The organism is Stenotrophomonas sp. NPDC078853 (assembly GCF_044901215.1).
GTDB lineage: Bacteria > Pseudomonadota > Gammaproteobacteria > Xanthomonadales > Xanthomonadaceae > Stenotrophomonas > Stenotrophomonas lacuserhaii.
In genome coordinates this window covers 40,887-58,265 of record NZ_JBJDOQ010000019.1, presented here as the reverse complement: position 1 = coordinate 58,265, position 17,379 = coordinate 40,887, and the positions used below count along the sequence as shown (strand labels likewise).

General features: G+C 66.6%; 14 protein-coding genes. 9 read left to right on the top strand and 5 right to left on the bottom strand.

Annotation, left to right across the window (positions count from 1 at the left end):
- The first annotated feature begins 88 nt into the window (after positions 1–88).
- Together ACI2JH_RS16770 and ACI2JH_RS16765 are read left to right on the top strand one after the other, a co-directional pair.
- Positions 89–715, top strand: coding sequence for a YiiX/YebB-like N1pC/P60 family cysteine hydrolase (locus tag ACI2JH_RS16770; RefSeq protein ID WP_404736759.1), 627 nt, complete (start codon positions 89–91; stop codon positions 713–715).
- Positions 712–1,614: an alpha/beta hydrolase gene (locus tag ACI2JH_RS16765; protein ID WP_404736758.1), complete on the top strand. Its 903-nt coding sequence runs from the start codon at positions 712–714 to the stop codon at positions 1,612–1,614. Before ACI2JH_RS16770 ends, ACI2JH_RS16765 begins: the two co-directional genes overlap by 4 nt.
- A 98-nt stretch (positions 1,615–1,712) precedes the next feature.
- Here ACI2JH_RS16765 and ACI2JH_RS16760 read toward each other — a convergent pair whose 3' ends face one another.
- The gene (locus ACI2JH_RS16760; RefSeq protein WP_404736757.1) at positions 1,713–2,105 is read right to left on the bottom strand and encodes a ribonuclease inhibitor; all 393 of its coding nucleotides are present in this window, start codon (positions 2,103–2,105) and stop codon (positions 1,713–1,715) included.
- An 87-nt stretch (positions 2,106–2,192) separates the two neighbouring features.
- Between ACI2JH_RS16760 and ACI2JH_RS16755 the strand changes: the two genes are divergently transcribed.
- Both ACI2JH_RS16755 and ACI2JH_RS16750 read left to right on the top strand, forming a co-directional pair.
- Complete coding sequence (locus ACI2JH_RS16755) at positions 2,193–5,111, top strand: PAS domain-containing protein (protein WP_404736756.1); 2,919 nt, start codon at positions 2,193–2,195, stop codon at positions 5,109–5,111.
- Between the two features lie 104 nt (positions 5,112–5,215).
- Complete coding sequence (locus ACI2JH_RS16750) at positions 5,216–5,578, top strand: glycine zipper 2TM domain-containing protein (RefSeq protein WP_101098382.1); 363 nt, start codon at positions 5,216–5,218, stop codon at positions 5,576–5,578.
- 117 nt (positions 5,579–5,695) lie between these two features.
- Here ACI2JH_RS16750 and ACI2JH_RS16745 read toward each other — a convergent pair whose 3' ends face one another.
- On the bottom strand, positions 5,696–6,751 hold the full coding sequence (locus ACI2JH_RS16745; protein WP_404736755.1) for a threonine aldolase family protein: 1,056 nt from the start codon (positions 6,749–6,751) through the stop codon (positions 5,696–5,698).
- Between the two features lie 395 nt (positions 6,752–7,146).
- Here ACI2JH_RS16745 and ACI2JH_RS16740 point away from each other — a divergent pair, with 395 nt between their 5' ends.
- Positions 7,147–9,750 carry a TonB-dependent receptor gene (locus ACI2JH_RS16740; RefSeq protein ID WP_404736770.1) on the top strand — a complete coding sequence of 868 codons (2,604 nt, stop codon included), beginning with the start codon at positions 7,147–7,149 and terminating at the stop codon, positions 9,748–9,750.
- Between the two features lie 39 nt (positions 9,751–9,789).
- Here ACI2JH_RS16740 and ACI2JH_RS16735 read toward each other — a convergent pair whose 3' ends face one another.
- Complete coding sequence (locus ACI2JH_RS16735) at positions 9,790–10,893, bottom strand: metallophosphoesterase (protein ID WP_404736754.1); 1,104 nt, start codon at positions 10,891–10,893, stop codon at positions 9,790–9,792.
- A gap of 118 nt (positions 10,894–11,011) precedes the next feature.
- Entirely contained in the window at positions 11,012–11,449 is a 438-nt protein-coding gene (locus tag ACI2JH_RS16730; RefSeq protein WP_404736753.1) for a winged helix-turn-helix transcriptional regulator, read from the bottom strand.
- An 81-nt stretch (positions 11,450–11,530) separates the two neighbouring features.
- On the opposite strand from ACI2JH_RS16730, the gene ACI2JH_RS16725 reads away from it, so the two are divergent.
- From ACI2JH_RS16725 to gpmA, 3 genes are all read left to right on the top strand, one after another.
- Positions 11,531–12,733: an MFS transporter gene (locus ACI2JH_RS16725; RefSeq protein ID WP_404736752.1), complete on the top strand. Its 1,203-nt coding sequence runs from the start codon at positions 11,531–11,533 to the stop codon at positions 12,731–12,733.
- A gap of 84 nt (positions 12,734–12,817) precedes the next feature.
- Positions 12,818–13,786 carry a cation diffusion facilitator family transporter gene (locus ACI2JH_RS16720; RefSeq protein ID WP_404736751.1) on the top strand — a complete coding sequence of 323 codons (969 nt, stop codon included), beginning with the start codon at positions 12,818–12,820 and terminating at the stop codon, positions 13,784–13,786.
- A gap of 67 nt (positions 13,787–13,853) precedes the next feature.
- Positions 13,854–14,603, top strand: a complete 750-nt coding sequence (gene gpmA, locus ACI2JH_RS16715; RefSeq protein ID WP_101098375.1) for a 2,3-diphosphoglycerate-dependent phosphoglycerate mutase — start codon at positions 13,854–13,856, stop codon at positions 14,601–14,603.
- A 3-nt stretch (positions 14,604–14,606) separates the two neighbouring features.
- On the opposite strand, the gene ACI2JH_RS16710 is transcribed toward gpmA, so the two are convergent.
- The gene (locus ACI2JH_RS16710) at positions 14,607–15,035 is read right to left on the bottom strand and encodes a DUF4262 domain-containing protein (RefSeq protein WP_182655948.1); all 429 of its coding nucleotides are present in this window, start codon (positions 15,033–15,035) and stop codon (positions 14,607–14,609) included.
- A gap of 170 nt (positions 15,036–15,205) precedes the next feature.
- On the opposite strand from ACI2JH_RS16710, the gene ACI2JH_RS16705 reads away from it, so the two are divergent.
- Positions 15,206–17,302 carry a M13 family metallopeptidase gene (locus tag ACI2JH_RS16705; RefSeq protein ID WP_404736750.1) on the top strand — a complete coding sequence of 699 codons (2,097 nt, stop codon included), beginning with the start codon at positions 15,206–15,208 and terminating at the stop codon, positions 17,300–17,302.
- The last annotated feature ends 77 nt before the right edge of the window (positions 17,303–17,379 follow it).

The window sequence follows — 17,379 nt, the reverse complement described above, 5'->3', positions numbered from 1 at the left end:
GCCGGCTGCGTGCAGGGCGCACTGCGGGCCCTCCCGCGGCACAAGTGGCATGGCATCATCACGGTCTTGTCCTGCCGTGTGATCGTCCATGAGAGTCGCCCTGCTATGCCTTGCCTTGTTGTTTGCACCGCTGCTGCCGGCGCAGGCCGCGCCGCCCCAGCCACAGAACGGGGACCTGCTGTTCGTCACCGCCGCCACCACCGGCCTGAGCGGTGCGATCAATGATGCGACCGGCAAGCCAGGTACCCTGAGCTACGACCACGTCGCACTGATCGCACGCCAAGCCGGCGGCGCGGTCGTGCTGCATGCCGATGAAAAGGGATCGCGCGAACAGACGCTGGAAAGCTTCCTCGATGATGCCCGTGCCAAGCACCGCCACGTGGTGCTGTACCGCCTGAAGGGCGAACAGCGTGCGGCCATTCCGGCGGCCATCGCCAAGGCGCGCACCCTGCTGGGCAAACCCTACAACGACACCTACGTGCAGGATGAGAACAGCTACTACTGCTCGGATTTCATCGAACGTGCGTTCCGTGCGCAACAGGTATTCGCCACCCAGCCGATGAACTTCAAGAACCTGCAGACGGGAGAAGTGGCGCCGTACTGGGTGGAGTTCTACCGCAGCCGCGGCATGGACGTGCCCCAGGGGGCGCCGGGCACCAACCCGAACGACATGTCTGCTGCGCCGGTGCTTGAGCTCATCGGGGAGCTGGAATGATGCGCCTGCTGGTATCGAGTCTGTTCGCCGTGCTGCTGGTGGGCAGTGCAAGCGCGGGCGAGCGCGCCCCTGCACAGCGCGGACACGGCCAACCGTACGAAATCATCGGAAGCCAGGTATGGGACGTGCCGGATCCCGCCTCCGGACGCGATTACCAGGTGTTCGTGCAGCTGCCTGCTTCGTATGAGAAGGAGCCTGCGCGCCGCTACCCGGTGCTGTATGTCACCGATGCCGACTATGCCTTCCCGGTACTACGCCAGGTTGGCCGCCGGCTGGGCAGTTCGGTGCAGGAGTTCATCCTGGTCGGGGTGTCCTACGCAGTGGGTGAGGAAGGCATGCCGAGCCGCCGCCGCGACTACACCCCTACCGTCAACGGCGCAGACGGAGCGCCGGCCGATGCGGTGCATGGCGGCGGGGCGGCTCACGCCGCTTACCTGCGCGACCAGGTGCTGCCGTTCGTGGCCAGGCGCTTGCGCACCGATGAGACGCAGCGCCTGTTCCTGGGCCATTCCTACGGCGCACTGCTGGGCACGCAGATCCTGCTGAGCGAGCCATCGCTGTTTGCCGGCTATGTGCTGGGCAGCCCGTCGTACTGGTTCGACCAGCACGTGATGGAGCGCATGGAACAGGCGTCCTCGGCAACCCTGAAGGACATACCGGCCAAGGTGTACTTCTACATCGGCGAATACGAGGCGAAGCGGGTCGGCGATCCGCGTTACCTGCAGGACGATGACATGGTGGAGGATGCGCGCCGCATGGAGCGCACGCTGCGCAGCCGCGGCTATCCCTCGCTGGTGATGCGGCTGGATGTGTTGAACGACGAGGACCACCTGAGCATCGCACCACGTGGTTTCACGCTGGGGTTGCGCTATCTGCTGCCGGGCAAGTCCGCACCGTAGTGGCGACCTTGGTCGCCACCTGAGGCATCCGCCGAGCATGGCTCGGCGCTGCCACGGCCAGCGCAGAACCGCTGCGCATGGCTCGGCGCCATCATCGGTTATGCGGGCTGCAGGTGGATATGCGGGTGGCTGGCGAAGATGTCCAGCATGATGTCGAAGTAGGTCTGGCCGTGGCCTTGCTGCAGGGCGAGCAGCTGTGCCTGCAGGGATGCGCTGTTGAAACGCCCTGGCTGGTCGAGCTTGTGCTGGAGCCAGGCTGTGGTGGCTGCCACGCCGAGCGCGGCGCGGCTGGTTTCCATGTCCTGCCAGACCACCGTCACTGCCTTGTGGCCTTGCAGTGCGCCATAGCCGCCATACAGCAGGTCATCCAGCGCGTCCAGGCTGTTGCCGAGCGCCCAGTCCTCGTCTGCCATGAACACGCGGTTGAGCTCGGCGTAGAGCGAGGGAATATCGAGAATAACGCTGCCGTGCAGCGTGAATTCGATGCTCATGCAAGGCCCCACAAGGGAGCGCGTTGACACTGTCGCCGCCACTTCTGCATTAGATTGCCCGCTTTCCTGGTCCTGGCGTGCGCAGTCTTGTCGACTTCCCCCTACCTGGGCAAGGCCCAACGCGGATTCCCCTTCACTGTCGGGGAGGCGGCCGATCGCGTGCGCTGTCATGACTGGCACGCTGGTCCGCTTGGCCATCCGGATGGCTGGCCACTCGCGCTGCGGCATGCCACCAGCCTGATGCTGGCCAGTCCGGAGAGCATGTACCTGGTGTGGGGCGATGAGTTGGTGTTCCTGTTCAACGATGCCTACAGCCCGATCCTCGGCCCGCGGCTGGAACAGGCGATGGGCGCGCCGCTGCGCACGCTGTGGGCGGACGCCTGGGATGCAGTGAAGGGGCCGGTGGAACAGGCCCTGGCCGGCGGATCATCGCGGTATGTCGATATGCCGGTACGGATGAACCGTTATGGCGTCGAAGAGGAGACCTGGTGGACCTTCTCGTTCTCGCCGATCCATCGTGAGGATGGCAGCATCGGCGGCGTGTTCTGCGTGACCCGCGAAGTCACCCAGGCCATCGTGGCGCAGCGGCGGCTGGCCCATGAGAACGAGCGGCTGATCGCGCTGTTCGAGAAATCACCGATGTTCATGGCCTTCCTGAGTGGGCCGGAGCACCGGGTGGAGCTGGCCAATCCGCGATACGCCGAGATGGTCGGGAATCGGCCGGTGATCGGCCAGCGGCTGGCCGATGCGATCCCGGAAGTCATCGACCAGGGCTACCTGCCGCTGCTGGACCAGGTGTACCGCAGCGGGGAGACATACATCGGCACGGAGGTCACCTATGACCCGGTCGCTGCCGATGGCGGCACGGCCGAGCCGCGCAAGCTGGACATCGTGTTCCAGCCGGTCAAGGACGAGGCGGGCCAGTCGATCGGCGTGTTCGTGCAGGGCCTGGATGTCACCTCGCAGGTGGCGTTGCAGCGCAGGCTCAGGCGCAGCGAGGCGCGGCACCGGCAGATCATGGACAGTGCGATGGACTACGCCATCTTCGCCATGGACCTGGAAGGGCGCATCACACTGTGGAACGAAGGTGCACGGCATACGCTGGGCTGGACCGAAGCGGAGATGCTGGGGCAGACCCCCGAGCGCTTCTACCTGGAGAAGGATCGCCGGGCAGGCCGGTTCCAGCACGGGATGAAGGTGGCGCTGGCCGAAGGCGGGCTGTCCGGCGAGCGCCCCTTGCTGCGGAAGACCGGCGAAACCTTCTGGGCGCAGGGCGCACTGACCCTGCTGCGCGACGAGGAGGGCACTGCGATCGGCTTCGTCATCGTGCTGCGCGACCGCACCCTGGAGCGGGCTGCGGTCGATGCCCTTGCTGCCAGCGAGCGGCGGCTTGGCGCGCTGGTGGCTGCCTCTTCGCAGGTACTGTATGCGCTGTCGGCGGACTGGCGCGAGCGCCGGCAGATCCTGCGCCAGGGCGATACCGCGCAATTGTTGCCGCCGGATTGGAACTGGCGGGAAGCCTTCGTACATCCTGATGACCGCGCCATGGTGGATGCCGCCATCGCCGAGGCGGACCGGCAGAAGAAGCCGTTCGAGATCCAGCACCGCACGCCGCTGCGCAACGGCAGCCATCGCTGGGTGCTGATGCGCGTGGTCCCCATGTTGGATGCGGACGGGGCGGTCAGCGAATGGTTCGGCACGGCGACGGACATAACCGGGAAACGCGAGGCCGAAGAGCGGCTGCAGCAGCTGACGGTCACCCTGGAAGAGCGCGTGCGCGAGCGCAGTGCCGAGTTGTTGATGACCGAAGAAAAGCTGCGGCAGAGCCAGAAAATGGAAGCGGTCGGCCAGCTCACCGGCGGCATCGCGCATGATTTCAACAATCTGCTGACGTCGGTGTCAATGGGACTGGAACTGCTGGAAATGCGGGTCGCGCAGGGACGTATCGACGACCTGGGCCGTTACGTGGAAATGGCGCGTTCCGGTGCCGACCGCGCCGCGGCGCTGACCCAGAGACTGCTGGCGTTCTCGCGGCGGCAGACCCTCGCCCCCACTGGCGTGGTGGTGGAGCAGATGGTGCTCGGGATGATGGAGATCATCACGCGCTCGCTGGGGCCTTCGATCGCCATCAGCACCGCTTTCGACGATGGCGGTGCCGCGGTGCAGGTCGATGGGCCCCAGCTGGAGAATGCGCTGTTGAACCTGTGCATCAATGCACGCGATGCCATGCCTGATGGCGGAACACTGGCCATCAGCAGCCACGCCGTCGAACTGGCCGGTACCGATGCAGCAGCGCTTGAACTTCCGGCTGGCCCCTATGTGCGCTTGTCGGTGCGCGACAGCGGCACGGGCATGGAAGCGGATGTCGTAGCCAAGGTGTTCGAGCCGTTCTTCACCACCAAGCCGATCGGCCAGGGCACCGGCCTCGGGCTTTCGATGATCTACGGATTCACGCGGCAGTCCGGTGGTCAGGTCCAGGTGGATTCCCGTCCCATGCAGGGCACCACGATGCATCTCTACCTGCCGCGGATGGCCGAAGGCACGCAGGCGCCGGCGGACCCAGCGGCGGCGGTGGCCGAGAAAGAAGTGCGGCGCGGGCCGATGCGCACCGTGCTGCTGGTGGAAGACGAAACCGCGGTGCGCGTACTGGTCAGTGAGGTGCTGGTGTCGGCAGGCTATCGGGTGATCGAAGCCTCCGAGGGACCGCCTGCCCTGGACGTGTTGCGCTCGGTGGAGCCGATCGATCTTCTGCTGACCGACGTCGGGCTGACCGGACCCTTGAATGGCCGGCAGGTCGCCGACGCCGGCCGGCAATGCCGACCCGGCTTGCCGGTCATGTTCATCACCGGCTACGCGGCCAGTGCGGCGGTCGGCGCCGGGCACATGGAAGCAGGGATGGAAGTACTGGCCAAGCCGTTTTCCGCAGCCGAGCTGGTGCGTCGCGCGGACGCACTGCTGTCGCGCAGCGAAGACGCGCCTCGGTCGCCACGGCCCACCGCTGGCTGAACAGGGCGACCCGCCTGCACAGTCCCTGCACGGGAATTCACCCGGGTTTGCCAACGTCAGGGGAAGACTGTCGGCATACACCCGGACCGTGAAGGAGTCCCCCGATGAAGATGTCCATCCCCCTTTTGTGCGCTGGCGCCCTGATGGCCGCATCCTCGGCGGTATCCGCGCAGACGTACGGGCCGCGCGATGAGGGCCGCCGCTTCGACGACGGCAGCCGCGTGGTTTGCCGCAACGTGGAAGTGCAGCGCAACAGCAAGGATTCCAACCGCATCGCAGGTACCGCCACCGGCGCGGTGGTGGGCGGCCTGCTCGGCAACCAGATCGGTGGCGGCAACGGCAAGAAGCTGGCCACCGTCGCCGGCGCCGTGGCCGGCGGCGCGGCAGGCCGCAACATCCAGGGCCGTCACCAGCAGAAGACCGGTGATCGCGTGGTCGAGCGTCGCTGCGAGCGCGAGTACAGGTAACACCGCTGACAGGCGCACCGCGACTGTGACAGCAGCAACGGGAGAGCGGCTTCGGCCGCTCTCCTGCGTTCGTGCCACGCCCGACGAACACGCCGGGAGCGTACCCGCCTGCCGGCATCAGCTGCCCAGCACCTCGGCGAATTCGTCCAGCTGCTGCTGGCTTGTCGACCACGCCGTGACAAAGCGCACCGGCACCTCATCGGCGCCCAGTGGCATCGAGGTCGGCAGGCTGTCCGGATACCAGTCATAACACTCCGCGCCCGCAGCCAGCAGGCGTTCGAGCAGGGCCTTGGGCATCACCACGAATACTTCGTTGGCCTGCACCGGCCAGGCCAGGCGGATGCCTGCATGCGCCTGCAGGGAGACGGCGAGCACCTGTGCGGCATGGTTCGCCTGATGGGCGAGGTCCAGCCAATGGTCGTCCTGCAGCCAGGCGGTGAACTGGGCGCCGAACAGGCGTCCCTTGGATACCAGCTGGCCCGCGCGCTTGCGCCGGTAATCGAATCCTTCGGCAAGTTCCGGCTTGAAGAAGACCACCGCCTCTGCCGCCAAGGCGCCGTCCTTGGACGCCCCGAAGGACAGCACGTCGATGCCGGCGTGCACGGTCATTTCGGCAGGCGTGGAGCCCAGCGCCGCCACCGCATTGGCCAGGCGCGCCCCATCCATGTGCACGCGCAGGCCATGCTCATGGGCAAGGTCGCACAGCGCCTTCAGTTCGGCGGGCGTGTACACCAGGCCGTTTTCGGTGGCCTGTGCCAGCGACACCGCCGCCGGCTTGATGCTGTGCGGACGCGCATCGGGTAGCCGCTTGAGCGTATCGCGCAGCGCCGCCGGGGTGATCTTGCCGCTGTCGGTGGCGATCGGCAGCAGGCGCGCGCCACCGGTGAAGAACTCCGGTGCAGTGGATTCATCGCTGATCAGGTGCGCCTGTGCATGGCACAGGATGGCATTCCAGGGCTGCGCCACTGCAGACAGGGCAAGGCAGTTGGCGGCGGTGCCGGTGGCCACGAAGAAGGCCTTGACGTCGTGCTCGAACACGCGCGCGATCGCCTGTTCGGCCTGGCGGGTCCACGCGTCATTGCCATACGAGGCGGCGCTGCCCGAGGACGTCGCGATGAGTGCATCGAGGATGCGTGGCGAAACGCCGGACTGGTTGTCACTGCCGAAATTCATGGAAGGCCTTTCACTGGATGACATTGGCAAAGCGTACCGCGTGCGACCCGCCTGCGGCTTATGGATCTGATCCGTGCACTGCATGTGCAGGGGCATGTGCGGCGCGCAACGACTCGATCACCGCCAGCGAACGTAAATTTACGTTTTTGGTTGTTCTAATGCGCACGACCGATCTGTCGGGATCGGCACACAACACGTCACTCCGTCCAGTGCTGCCTGCCTGGCGCGTGCTCCCCCAGGATCCCCCTGCGCACCCGTTGCTGCCGGCCGGGAAGGTGCACGCCCTCGTCTGGCGGCGCACCTCGAAAGGAACACCCTGCATGTCCCGATCCGCTCCCCCGCGCCGCTGCCGCATGCCGGCGCCCCTCCTGCTTCGGCGCGCGCTGCTTCCTTCGATGATCTTGGGCATGGTGGGCACTGCGCAGGCGCAAGCGCCGGCGCCGGCGCCGGCCACGGCATCGGAAGCGTCCGCGCCGGTGGCAGCGAAGCAACTGGATTCGGTGCAGGTGCGCGGCGTGCGCGGCAGTGCGACCGGCGCGGTGGAGGCCAAGCAGGCCAAGGCGGAGATCAGCGATTCAGTCGTCGCCGAAGACATCGGCAAGCTGCCTGACAACAGCGTGGCCGCCGCACTGCAGCGGGTCACCGGTGTGCAGGTGGCGCGTGGCGGTGCGGAAGTCGGCACGGTGCTGGTACGCGGCCTGCCGGACGTGGTGACGACCTTCGACGGCCGCAACGTGTTCACCGCCAGCGGGCGCGGCATTGCCCTGCAGGACATCCCGGCCGACCTGCTGCAGAGCGTGGATGTCTACAAGACCGGCAGCGCGAAGTTCCTGGAAGGGGGCATCGGCGGCAGCATCGACGTGCACCTGCGCAAGCCGTTCGACCTGGACAAGGACACCACGCTTGCCGGCAGCATCAGTGCCGTCCGCGGTGACCAGGCGGGGGACACCAAGCCCAACGGCAGCCTGACCGCAGCACACAACTGGGACAGCGGACACGGGCGGATGGGCGTGCTGGGCAGCGTCTCGCTGCAGCAGCGCCCCTACCAGGAAAGCAACAGCTTCCATGGCACCTACGACCGGGTTGCCAATCCGGCTGATCCTTCCCAGGAGATCTTCGTGCCGTACAACGCCGGCGGGCTGGTGGCGAACAACACACACAAGCGCCGCGCGGCCAACTTCACCTTCCAATGGGCGCCGACGGACAACAGCGAGGTCTATCTCGATACGTTCTACGTCAATTACGAGGGCCGCAACAACGTCAACTACTGGATGCCGTTCCCCGGCCTGGTGAACCCGGGCAACGTGGAATCAGTGAGCCTTCGCCCCGGCAGCAACGTGATGGATGGCTTCGTCGCGCGCGACCTCTACACGCTGTCCAGCACGCAGGCACACAAGCAGACCTCCGATACGTTCCAGGCCGCGCTGGGCGGCAAGTGGCACAACGACACCATCAGCCTTTCCACCGAACTGGCCTATACCTGGAGCACCAACAAACACCGTGCGATGACCCTGGACATGGGCATGGACGCGCCGTTGATGCATATGCGCGATGCCGGTGGCGTGCCCGATACGTGGGTCACCCACGCCGATGGCTCGGCATACGATGTCACCAACCCGGCCAACTGGTACCTCAGCCAGTACTACGACAGCTGGGACGAACAGAAAGGCGAGGAGTGGGCGTGGCGCGGCGACAGCACGTTCCAGTTCGACGCCGGTCCGTTCAGTTCACTCGATGCCGGGCTGCGGATCAGCCGTCGCACCGCTTCCAACCACGGTGGCGATCCGGGCGCCATGGACAACATCACCGGCAGCCGGGTGTACGCCAGCGATGTCCCCGGGCTGGCCGACGTGTCACCCGGTGGCATGCTGGATGGCGCCCGCGCGTTCTCCACCGACCGCTGGGCGGTTGCCAACGCGGCCTACCTGCTGCAGCAGACCGCGCAGCTGCGCCAGGTCATGGGCCAGTCGCCGGAGGCACCGGCCGAGCTGGCCTCGCTGTTCTTCGACAACCGCGAAGACAACTATGCCGCCTACCTGCAGCTCAACTGGGGCACTACGCTGGGCAGCATCCCGGTGGATGGCCGCATCGGGGTGCGCGCCACCCGGCTGGAATCCGAGCTCAGCGGCACGCGGACCCTCGACGGCGTGGACGTACCCAGCCGGATAGATACATCGCAGACGAAATTCCTGCCCAACGCCAGCGCCAATTTCTCGCTGCGCGAAGACCTGGTCCTGCGGCTGTCCGCCAGCCAGACCATCGCCCGGCCGAACTTCGCCGACCTCAATCCGCAGTTGAGCCTGTATGAGTCCACCGATACCCTGCCGGCGCGTGGCAACGGCGGTAACCCGGAGCTGCAGGCGGTGGAATCGAAGAACCTGGATGCATCGCTGGAGTGGTATTTCCAGCCCGGCTCGTTGTTGTCGGCCGCCGTGTTCCATCGCAGGCTGGACGGCTACGTGCAGCGCTATGCCGATGATGAGGTGATCGGCGGCACCACGTATTCCATCACCCGCCCGCGCAATACCGGCGAAGGCACGCTGAAGGGATTCGAGGTGGGCTACAGCCAGTTCTACGACTTCCTGCCGGGCTGGCTGTCCGGCTTCGGGACCCAGCTCAACTACACCCGCATCAGCGCCGAAGCCGAATCGCCGACCGGGCAGATGCAGCCGCTGACCAATGTGTCCAAGCATGCCTTCAACGCGGTGCTGATGTACCAGTACGACCGCTTCTCGGCCCGCCTGGCGTGGAACCGTCGTACCGACTATACGGCCAGCTTCAACAGTTCCGGGGACCAGCCCAGCGAAATCCGGCATGGCGACGAGGACTGGCTGGACGTCGCGTTGAACTACGACGTCAACGAGCGCGTCACCGTGTTCGCCGAGGCGACCAACCTGCTCGGCGGGTCAACCCGCAACTACTTCGGCAGTCCGGCGTTCCCGCGCGATTTCTCCTCGCCCGAGCGCACCTACACGGTGGGCGCGCGCTTCCGCCTGTGACTGCGGCTGAAGGGGCCAGGGTGCGCCGGGAGGGAAGGCTCAGTCGTCGAGCCCGATCACGCCAGGCGCGAGCGGCACCCGGTTACCGTCCAGCAGGCCACGGCTCAGCCGGCCTTCTTCCATGAACAACAGTTCGCCGTTCTCGCCGTTCTTGATGCTGCTGTCGACCGCGATGACGCGATCACCATGGAAGCTGCTGACGTGCGGCATCGAGGTGTGGCCGACCACGATGCGTTCCAGTCCGAGACGATCCAGCACCGCCTGCACGCCATCGGTATCCAGGCGGCCATCGAAATAGCCGCGGTACCAGATCGGGCTGGTCTTGCCGTCATACAGGGACGCGGTGGCTGGGTCGGCCTTCACCTGCTCGCGCGGGAGGCCCAGCGAGGACCGGTAGGCGGCATTGGTCGCCGCCGGATCCAGCGCCAGCGCGAGTGCGTCCGGTGAGATGCCCCCGTGGAGGAACAGCGTATCGCCGATGCGCAGCAGGACCGGACGGGTGCGCAGCCATTGGCCGATCACCGAGTCAGGACCGTACAGCTGCGGGTAGCTGCGACCCAACAGCTGCGCACTGCGCAGGTACTTCGGATTGACGTAGCGCAGGTCGTCGTACAGCACCATCGTTTCGTGGTTGCCCAGGACGAAGTGCACCGCGCCGCCTGCAGCGCTGGCTTGCTGCTGCAGGCCGTACAGCAGCCAGAAGGCCTCGGTCACCTTCGACCCGCGATCAAACACATCGCCTGCCACGACCAGCGTGTCGGTACCCCGCGCCCAGCGGTCCTGCGCATCGATGATGCCGTTGGCGCGCAGCAGCTGCACCAGCAGGTCGTACTGCCCGTGGATGTCGGACAGCACCACCACGCGCGGCACGGCAGGCAGTACATCCACCGCTGCGACCGCCCCGGGGGCGACGTCCACGGGGTGCGGATAACCACAGACCGGCGCGACGCGGGTGGCGGTCTGCTCGCGGGTGACCACCTTGTCATCGCATATCCAGCGCGCCTGCACCTGCTCGCCGTCACGCACGATGTAAGGACCATCGGCGTCGACGTGGGCGGCTGGCGCGGGGACTTCGCGCGCGCTGGATGCCGTGCTGGCAAGCAGGCCGGCAAGCAGCAGAAGGGGCGTGGTGCAATGGATCATGGCGGGACATCCGGGAGAGGAATCGGGCAGGGCCGCGAAGGCCTTGCCCGTGATCCTACCCGCTACGCGGATGCCGGGTCAGCGCCGTACTGTCGACCCCTCGATCGGGGGATGCGGATCAGCCCTGGTCGAGCTTGAGCACCAGGGTGTCGGCGGCCTCCAGCACGCGACCTTTTGTCGTGCGGGGTTGCATGTACGGCAGTTCGCGGCCGCTGTTGCGCTCCACCAGCCGTGAGTGCGGCTCGCCCGGAGTGAAGCGTTGCGCCTGGCCCCACTGCTGCAACGCAACCACGACCGGAAACAGCGCAGTGCCCGCTTCGGTGAGCACGTACTGCTGGTAGGAGGTTCCATCGGCGGCCGGCTGCAGTGCCAGCACGCCCCCGTCGACAAGGCGGCGCAGACGCTCGCTGAGGATGTTGCGGGCCACCCCCAGGCTGCGCTGGAAGTCGCTGAAGCGGTGCACGCCATCGAAGGCGTCGCGGACGATCAGCAGGATCCAGCGGTCGCCGAGCAGCTCGGTGGCGCGGGCCACGGGGCAGGGGGAGGAACTGGGCATGGGCGGTTCTGCGATGGATTCTGGTTGCATTTTAAAACCAAACTGCCTACGGTGCGAGCGGTTGCAATTTGAAACTGGTGCATGAAGAAGCCACCCCCCTCCCCGGTTGTCGATCCCACGCTGTTCCTGCTTGCCAGCGCAGCCGGCGCCAGCGTTGCCAATGTCTACTACGCACAGCCACTGCTGGAGCGCCTGGCCGATGCCTTCCGGATGGATGCCGCGACGGCCGGAATGGTGGTGGCGGCCACCCAGGTGGGCAGCGTGCTTGCGCTGTTGATCCTGCTGCCGCTTGCTGATCGGCGTGAACGCCGGGGCTTGCTGCTGTTGCTGTTCGGTCTGCTGGCGTTGTCGCTGCTATGGCTGGCTGCGGCGCGCGGAAGCGTGTCCCTGCTGGTCGGCATGCTGTTGGTGGGGCTGTTCGGGACGGCCTGCACGCAGGTGTTGATCACCTGCACGGCGGCCATGGCCGCGCCAGCGGTACGCGGCCGCCACGTCGGTACCGTGCAGGGCGGTGTATTCGTTGGCCTGCTGCTGGCACGCGTGGTGTCCGGCACGGTAGCCGCCGGGCTGGGATGGCGCGCGGTGTACGCGGGTTCGGCCGTGCTGATTGCTGCGCTGGGGATGCTGCTGTGGCGGTGCTTGCCGCCGATGCCGGTGGCGCAGGCGCGAGTCCACCAACGCGGCGTCATGGCGTCGATGTGGCGGTTGCTGTGCGCGGATGCGACGCTGCGCGAACGGGGCGTGCTGGCGTTGCTGCTGTTCGCCGGCCTCAACCTGTTCTGGAGTGCGGCTTCGCTTGCGCTGTCGGCACCGCCATTGTCCTGGTCCACGACGGGTATCGGTGCGCTGGGCCTGGCTGGGCTGGCGGGCGCCTTGCTGGCCGGGCGCGTGGGCCGCTGGATGGATCACGGTCATGGGCGCGCGGTGAGCGCTGCGGCCTTGTTGCTGATGCTGCTGGCCTGGCTGCCGCTGCGGCAGCTGCCCACTTCACTGGGGTGGCTGCTGCTGGGCATCGTGTTGCTGGACCTCGGTGGCCAGGCCTTGCATGTGAGCAACCAGGCGCTGGTGCTGCGGGCGGCCGAGCCCGTGCACGGGCAGCTGATCGCGCTGTACATGCTGTTCTATGCGGTGGGCAGCGGCATGGGGGCGGCAGCCGGTCCCGCGCTGCAGGCGCACGTGGGGTGGACGGGGGTCTGCATCGCAGGCGCGGGCGTTGCGCTGCTGGCCTGCCTCTGGTGGGGCGCGGCGCGCTGGCGCAGGGCCGTCGCGGTGCGCTGCCACTGACGCGTGGAGGGCGATGTTATAACCGGTGTGATGGTATCCCCTGCACGCGGGGCGTAGCCTGCCGGCAACACACAGGAGACCCCGATGGGCCACGACCACAACCATCTTCCCACTGAAATCCGCCACGAAAAGCCGCTGTGGTGGGCATTGGGCCTGACCGCCGCGTTCCTGCTGGTGGAAATCATCGGCGCGTTCGTCACCAACAGCCTGGCGCTGCTGTCCGATGCGGCGCACATGGCCACCGACACCCTGGCCTTGATGATCGCGCTGGTCGCGGTACGGCTGAGCCGGCGTCCCCCCGATGCCCGCCGTACCTATGGCTACGCGCGGCTGGAAGCGCTCGGTGCGATGTTCAACGGTGGCATGTTGTTCGTGGTGGCCGGCTACATCCTGTGGGAGGCCATCGCCCGGTTCCGCCAGCCGCAGGAGATCGCTTCCACCGGCATGCTGGTGATCGCCGCGGTGGGCCTGGCAGTGAACCTGGTATCGATGCGCCTGCTCAAGGCCGGCAGCGGCGAGAGCCTGAACGTGAAAGGCGCCTACCTGGAAGTCTGGGCGGACATGCTGGGATCGGTGGCGGTGATCATCGGCGCGCTGCTGATCCGCTGGACCGGCTGGAAGGTGATAGATCCGATCCTGGCGGTGCTGATCGGCCTGTGGGTGCTGCCGCGGACCTGGGTGCTGATGCGTGAAGCGATCAACGTGCTGCTGGAAGGCGTGCCCAAAGGCGTCGTGCTGGCCGATGTGCGCAGCAGCCTGTGCAACCACGGCGCGGTGGTGGACGTGCACGATCTGCACGTATGGGCGCTGGCCTCCAGCACGCCCGCGCTGAGCGCCCACGTGGTGCTGCGCGACGGTGCCGATGCGGATCAGGTGCGGCGCGAGCTGGCCGATGCCCTGCACGAGCGCCACGACATCGACCATGTGACCCTGCAACTGGAAGCCGAGCATTGTGGCGATGCCTGCGCGGTGGGACCGGCGCCGACCGCACACGGACATGGTCACGACCACGACCACGACCGTCACGGCCATCACGCCCATGTCCACCACTGAGCCGGCGCCCGGCGTTCGTTCACCGTCTACAATGGCCGCCTGCCTTCCCGACGTTGGAGACCCTGCAGTGACTCGTAAACTCGTACTGTTGCGCCACGGCCAGAGCCAGTGGAACCTGGACAACCGCTTCACTGGTTGGGTCGACGTGGAGCTGACCGACAAGGGGCGCCAGGAAGCGGCCGCCGCCGGTCGCCTGATGCGCGAAGAAGGCCTGCAGTTCGACGTGGCCCATACCTCCGTGCTCAAGCGTGCCATCCACACCCTGCAGGGTGCACTGGCCGAAATGGACCAGGACTGGTTGCCGGTCAGCAAGAGCTGGCGCTTGAACGAACGCCATTACGGCGGCCTGCAGGGCCTGGACAAGGCGGAAACCGCGGCCAGGCACGGCGAGGACCAGGTCAAGATCTGGCGCCGTTCCTACGACATCCCGCCACCGACGATGGACATCGAGGATCCCGGCCATCCGCTGCACGACCGCCGCTATGCCACGCTGGACCGCAACGCGCTGCCGGGTACCGAGTCGCTGGCCACCACGCTGGACCGTGTGCTGCCGTACTGGTTCGATTCGATCGCCCCGCAGTTGAAGGACGGCAAGACCGTGCTGGTCACCGCGCATGGCAACTCGCTGCGTGCGCTGTACAAGTACCTCAACAACGTCTCGCGCGAGCAGATCCTGGAACTGAACATTCCGACCGGCATCCCGCTGCTGTTCGAGCTCAACGATGACCTGACGGTGCAGTCGTTCCGTTACCTGGGCGACCCGGAAGCCGCGCGCAAGGCCGCCGAAGCGGTGGCCAACCAGGGCAAGGCGAAGTAACCCCTATACCACGATGCCCAGCGCCTCATCGGCCTGGGCATCGTCGTAATCGGGTTGCCAGGCGAAGCGGTGTTCCTTGTCCGGCAGGAACATGACCACGGCCTGCAGGGGCTGCCCGCCGCAGTGACGCACCGCCATGCCAAGGTAGTCGTCATGGCAGTCCTCGCGCACCGCGCGGAAGATGACCTTGTACCCGCCATCGAGCACATCGGCATCCTCCACGCCGGTATGGATCTGGTGGCCGCCGGCCAGCAGCTGCGCGCACTCGCTCAGCAGCGCGTGCGCCTTGGAGCGTTGCAGCCCGAACACCATCACTTCCGGGGCGTTGTAGGTTGTCTGGAAGCCGATCGAATAGGAAAAGCCGGCCTCGCCATCCGGTCCGGGCAGGATGTGCAGGCAATGCCAGCCGTGCGCGCGGATATCGTCGGCCACTTTGCGGTCCTGGGGTCTTTCCGCTGTTGTCATGTGAAACCCTGCCCGCTGGTCGTGAAGGACGACCGCCAGTGTCACACGTGTGGCGGTCATGCGCGCGGCGTGACCTTTGGCGGTCCCCCGGGTCCCGTGTCCGGGCTACCCTCGGGGATTACCTGTCGGAGAGTCCCATGAAGTTGCGCACCCTGGCCCCGTTGGGCCTGACCGTTGCCATCGCCGCCTCGCTGGCGGCCTGCGGCAAGACCGAAACCGCGCCCGCCGCCACTGCCGATGCGGCCAAGCCGGCCTTCGACCAGTCGCTGATCAAGACGCCGCTGATCTCGCTCAACAGCGCCGACCTGGACACTGCCATCTCGGCCTGTACCGACCTCAATGCCTTCGTCAACCAGAAGTGGTTGAGCGCCAACCCGGTGCCGGGCGACCAGACCACGTGGGGCAGCTTCGAGATCCTGCGCGAGCGCTCGCTGGAAGTGCAGCATGCACTGGTCCAGCAGGCCGCTGCCAGCGAAGCCAAGGCCGGCAGCGTGGAAGCCAAGATCGGTGACATCTGGAAGACCGGCAGCGACGAGGCGAAGATCGATGCCGCCGGACTGACGCCGCTGCAGCCGCAGCTGGACAAGATCGCCGCGCTGGGCGACACCGCCGCGATCACCCGGTACCTGCGCGACAGCCAGGCGCAGGGGCAGGGCGTGCTGTTCTCGCTGTTCGCCAATGCGGACTACAAGGACTCGGCCAACGTCATCGCCTATGTCGGCCAGGGTGGCCTGGGGCTGCCGGAAAAGGGCTACTACTTCGATGCATCGCAGGCGAAGATCCGCGATGCCTACGTGGCTTACATCGCCCAGGTGCTGACCCTGTCCGGCGTGGACGCCGCGCAGGCGGCCGACCAGGCCAAGGCCGTGCTGGCCTTCGAAACCCGCCTGGCCAAGGCCTCGCTGTCGCGCATCGAAATGCGTGATCCCTCCAAACGCTACAACCCGGTCAGTGCCGCCGACGCGGACAAGCTCACCCCGAACTTCAGCTGGACCGCGCTGTTCGACACGTTGAAGGTGCCGGCCGCGCAGAAATTCTCGCTGGCCCAGCCGCAGTTCTTCACCGAAGTGGACAAGATGCTGGCTGATGTCCCGGCCGCCACCTGGCAGGCCTACCTGCGCTTCCACACCATCGACGATGCCGCGCCGTACCTGAGCAGCAACGTGGAAAAGGCCAACTTCGATTTCTACGGCAAGACCCTGCGTGGCCAGCAGGAGATGCAGCCGCGCTGGAAGCGCGTGCTGGATTCGGTCAACAACGGCATGGGCGAAGCGCTCGGCCAGCTGTACGTGGATGCGGTGTTCCCGGCCGAAAGCAAGGAGCAGATGCAGCACCTGGTGGAGAACCTGTCCGAAGCGCTCAAGGCCCGCCTGGAGAAGCTGGAGTGGATGGGCGAAGACACCCGCAAGAAGGCGCTGGAGAAGTGGGCCAGCTTCACCCCGAAGATCGGCTACCCGGACAAGTGGCGTGACTGGTCGGGCCTGCAGACCAACGGCGACAGCTTCCTGGGCAACATGCAGGCAGCGCGTGCGTACAACTACCGTTACATGCTGGACAAGATCGGCAAGCCGGTGGACAAGACCGAGTGGGGCAGGACCCCGCAGACCGTCACCGCGTACTACAACGCCACCAAGAACGAGATCGTGTTCCCGGCGGCGATCCTGCAGGCACCGTTCTTCGACGCCAAGGCCGATCCGGCGCTCAACTACGGCGGCATCGGTGCGGTGATCGGCCACGAGATGATGCACGGCTACGACGATTCGGGCAGCCAGTTCGCCGCCAACGGCAACTTCGACAACTGGTGGACCGACGCGGACCGCAGTGCCTTCACCCAGCGCACCGACCAGCTGGTGGCGCAGTTCGATGGCTACGAGGCGGTGCCGGGCGTCAACGTCAAGGGCAAGCTGACCCTGGGCGAGAACATCGGCGACCTGGGCGGACTGACCGTGGCCTATGACGCGCTGCAGATGGCGCTGAAGGAAGATCCTTCGAAGAACGTACCGGTGGACGGCTACACGCAGGACCAGCGTTTCTTCATGAACTGGGCCACGGTGTGGCGCCGCAACTTCACCGATGGCGAGCTGCGCGTACGCCTGAACACCGATCCGCATGCGCCGGCGAACTTCCGTGCCAACGGTGCGCCGTCGAACATGCCCTCGTTCGCGGCGGCGTTCGAGTGCAAGGCCGGCCAGCCGATGGTCCGGGCCGACGACAAGCGCGTCGTGATCTGGTGATCATGCGCTGCTGTTGAAGCCTGGAAAACCCGGCGCAAGCCGGGTTTTTCTTTTGCGGCGGTGTAGCGCTGGTAGTG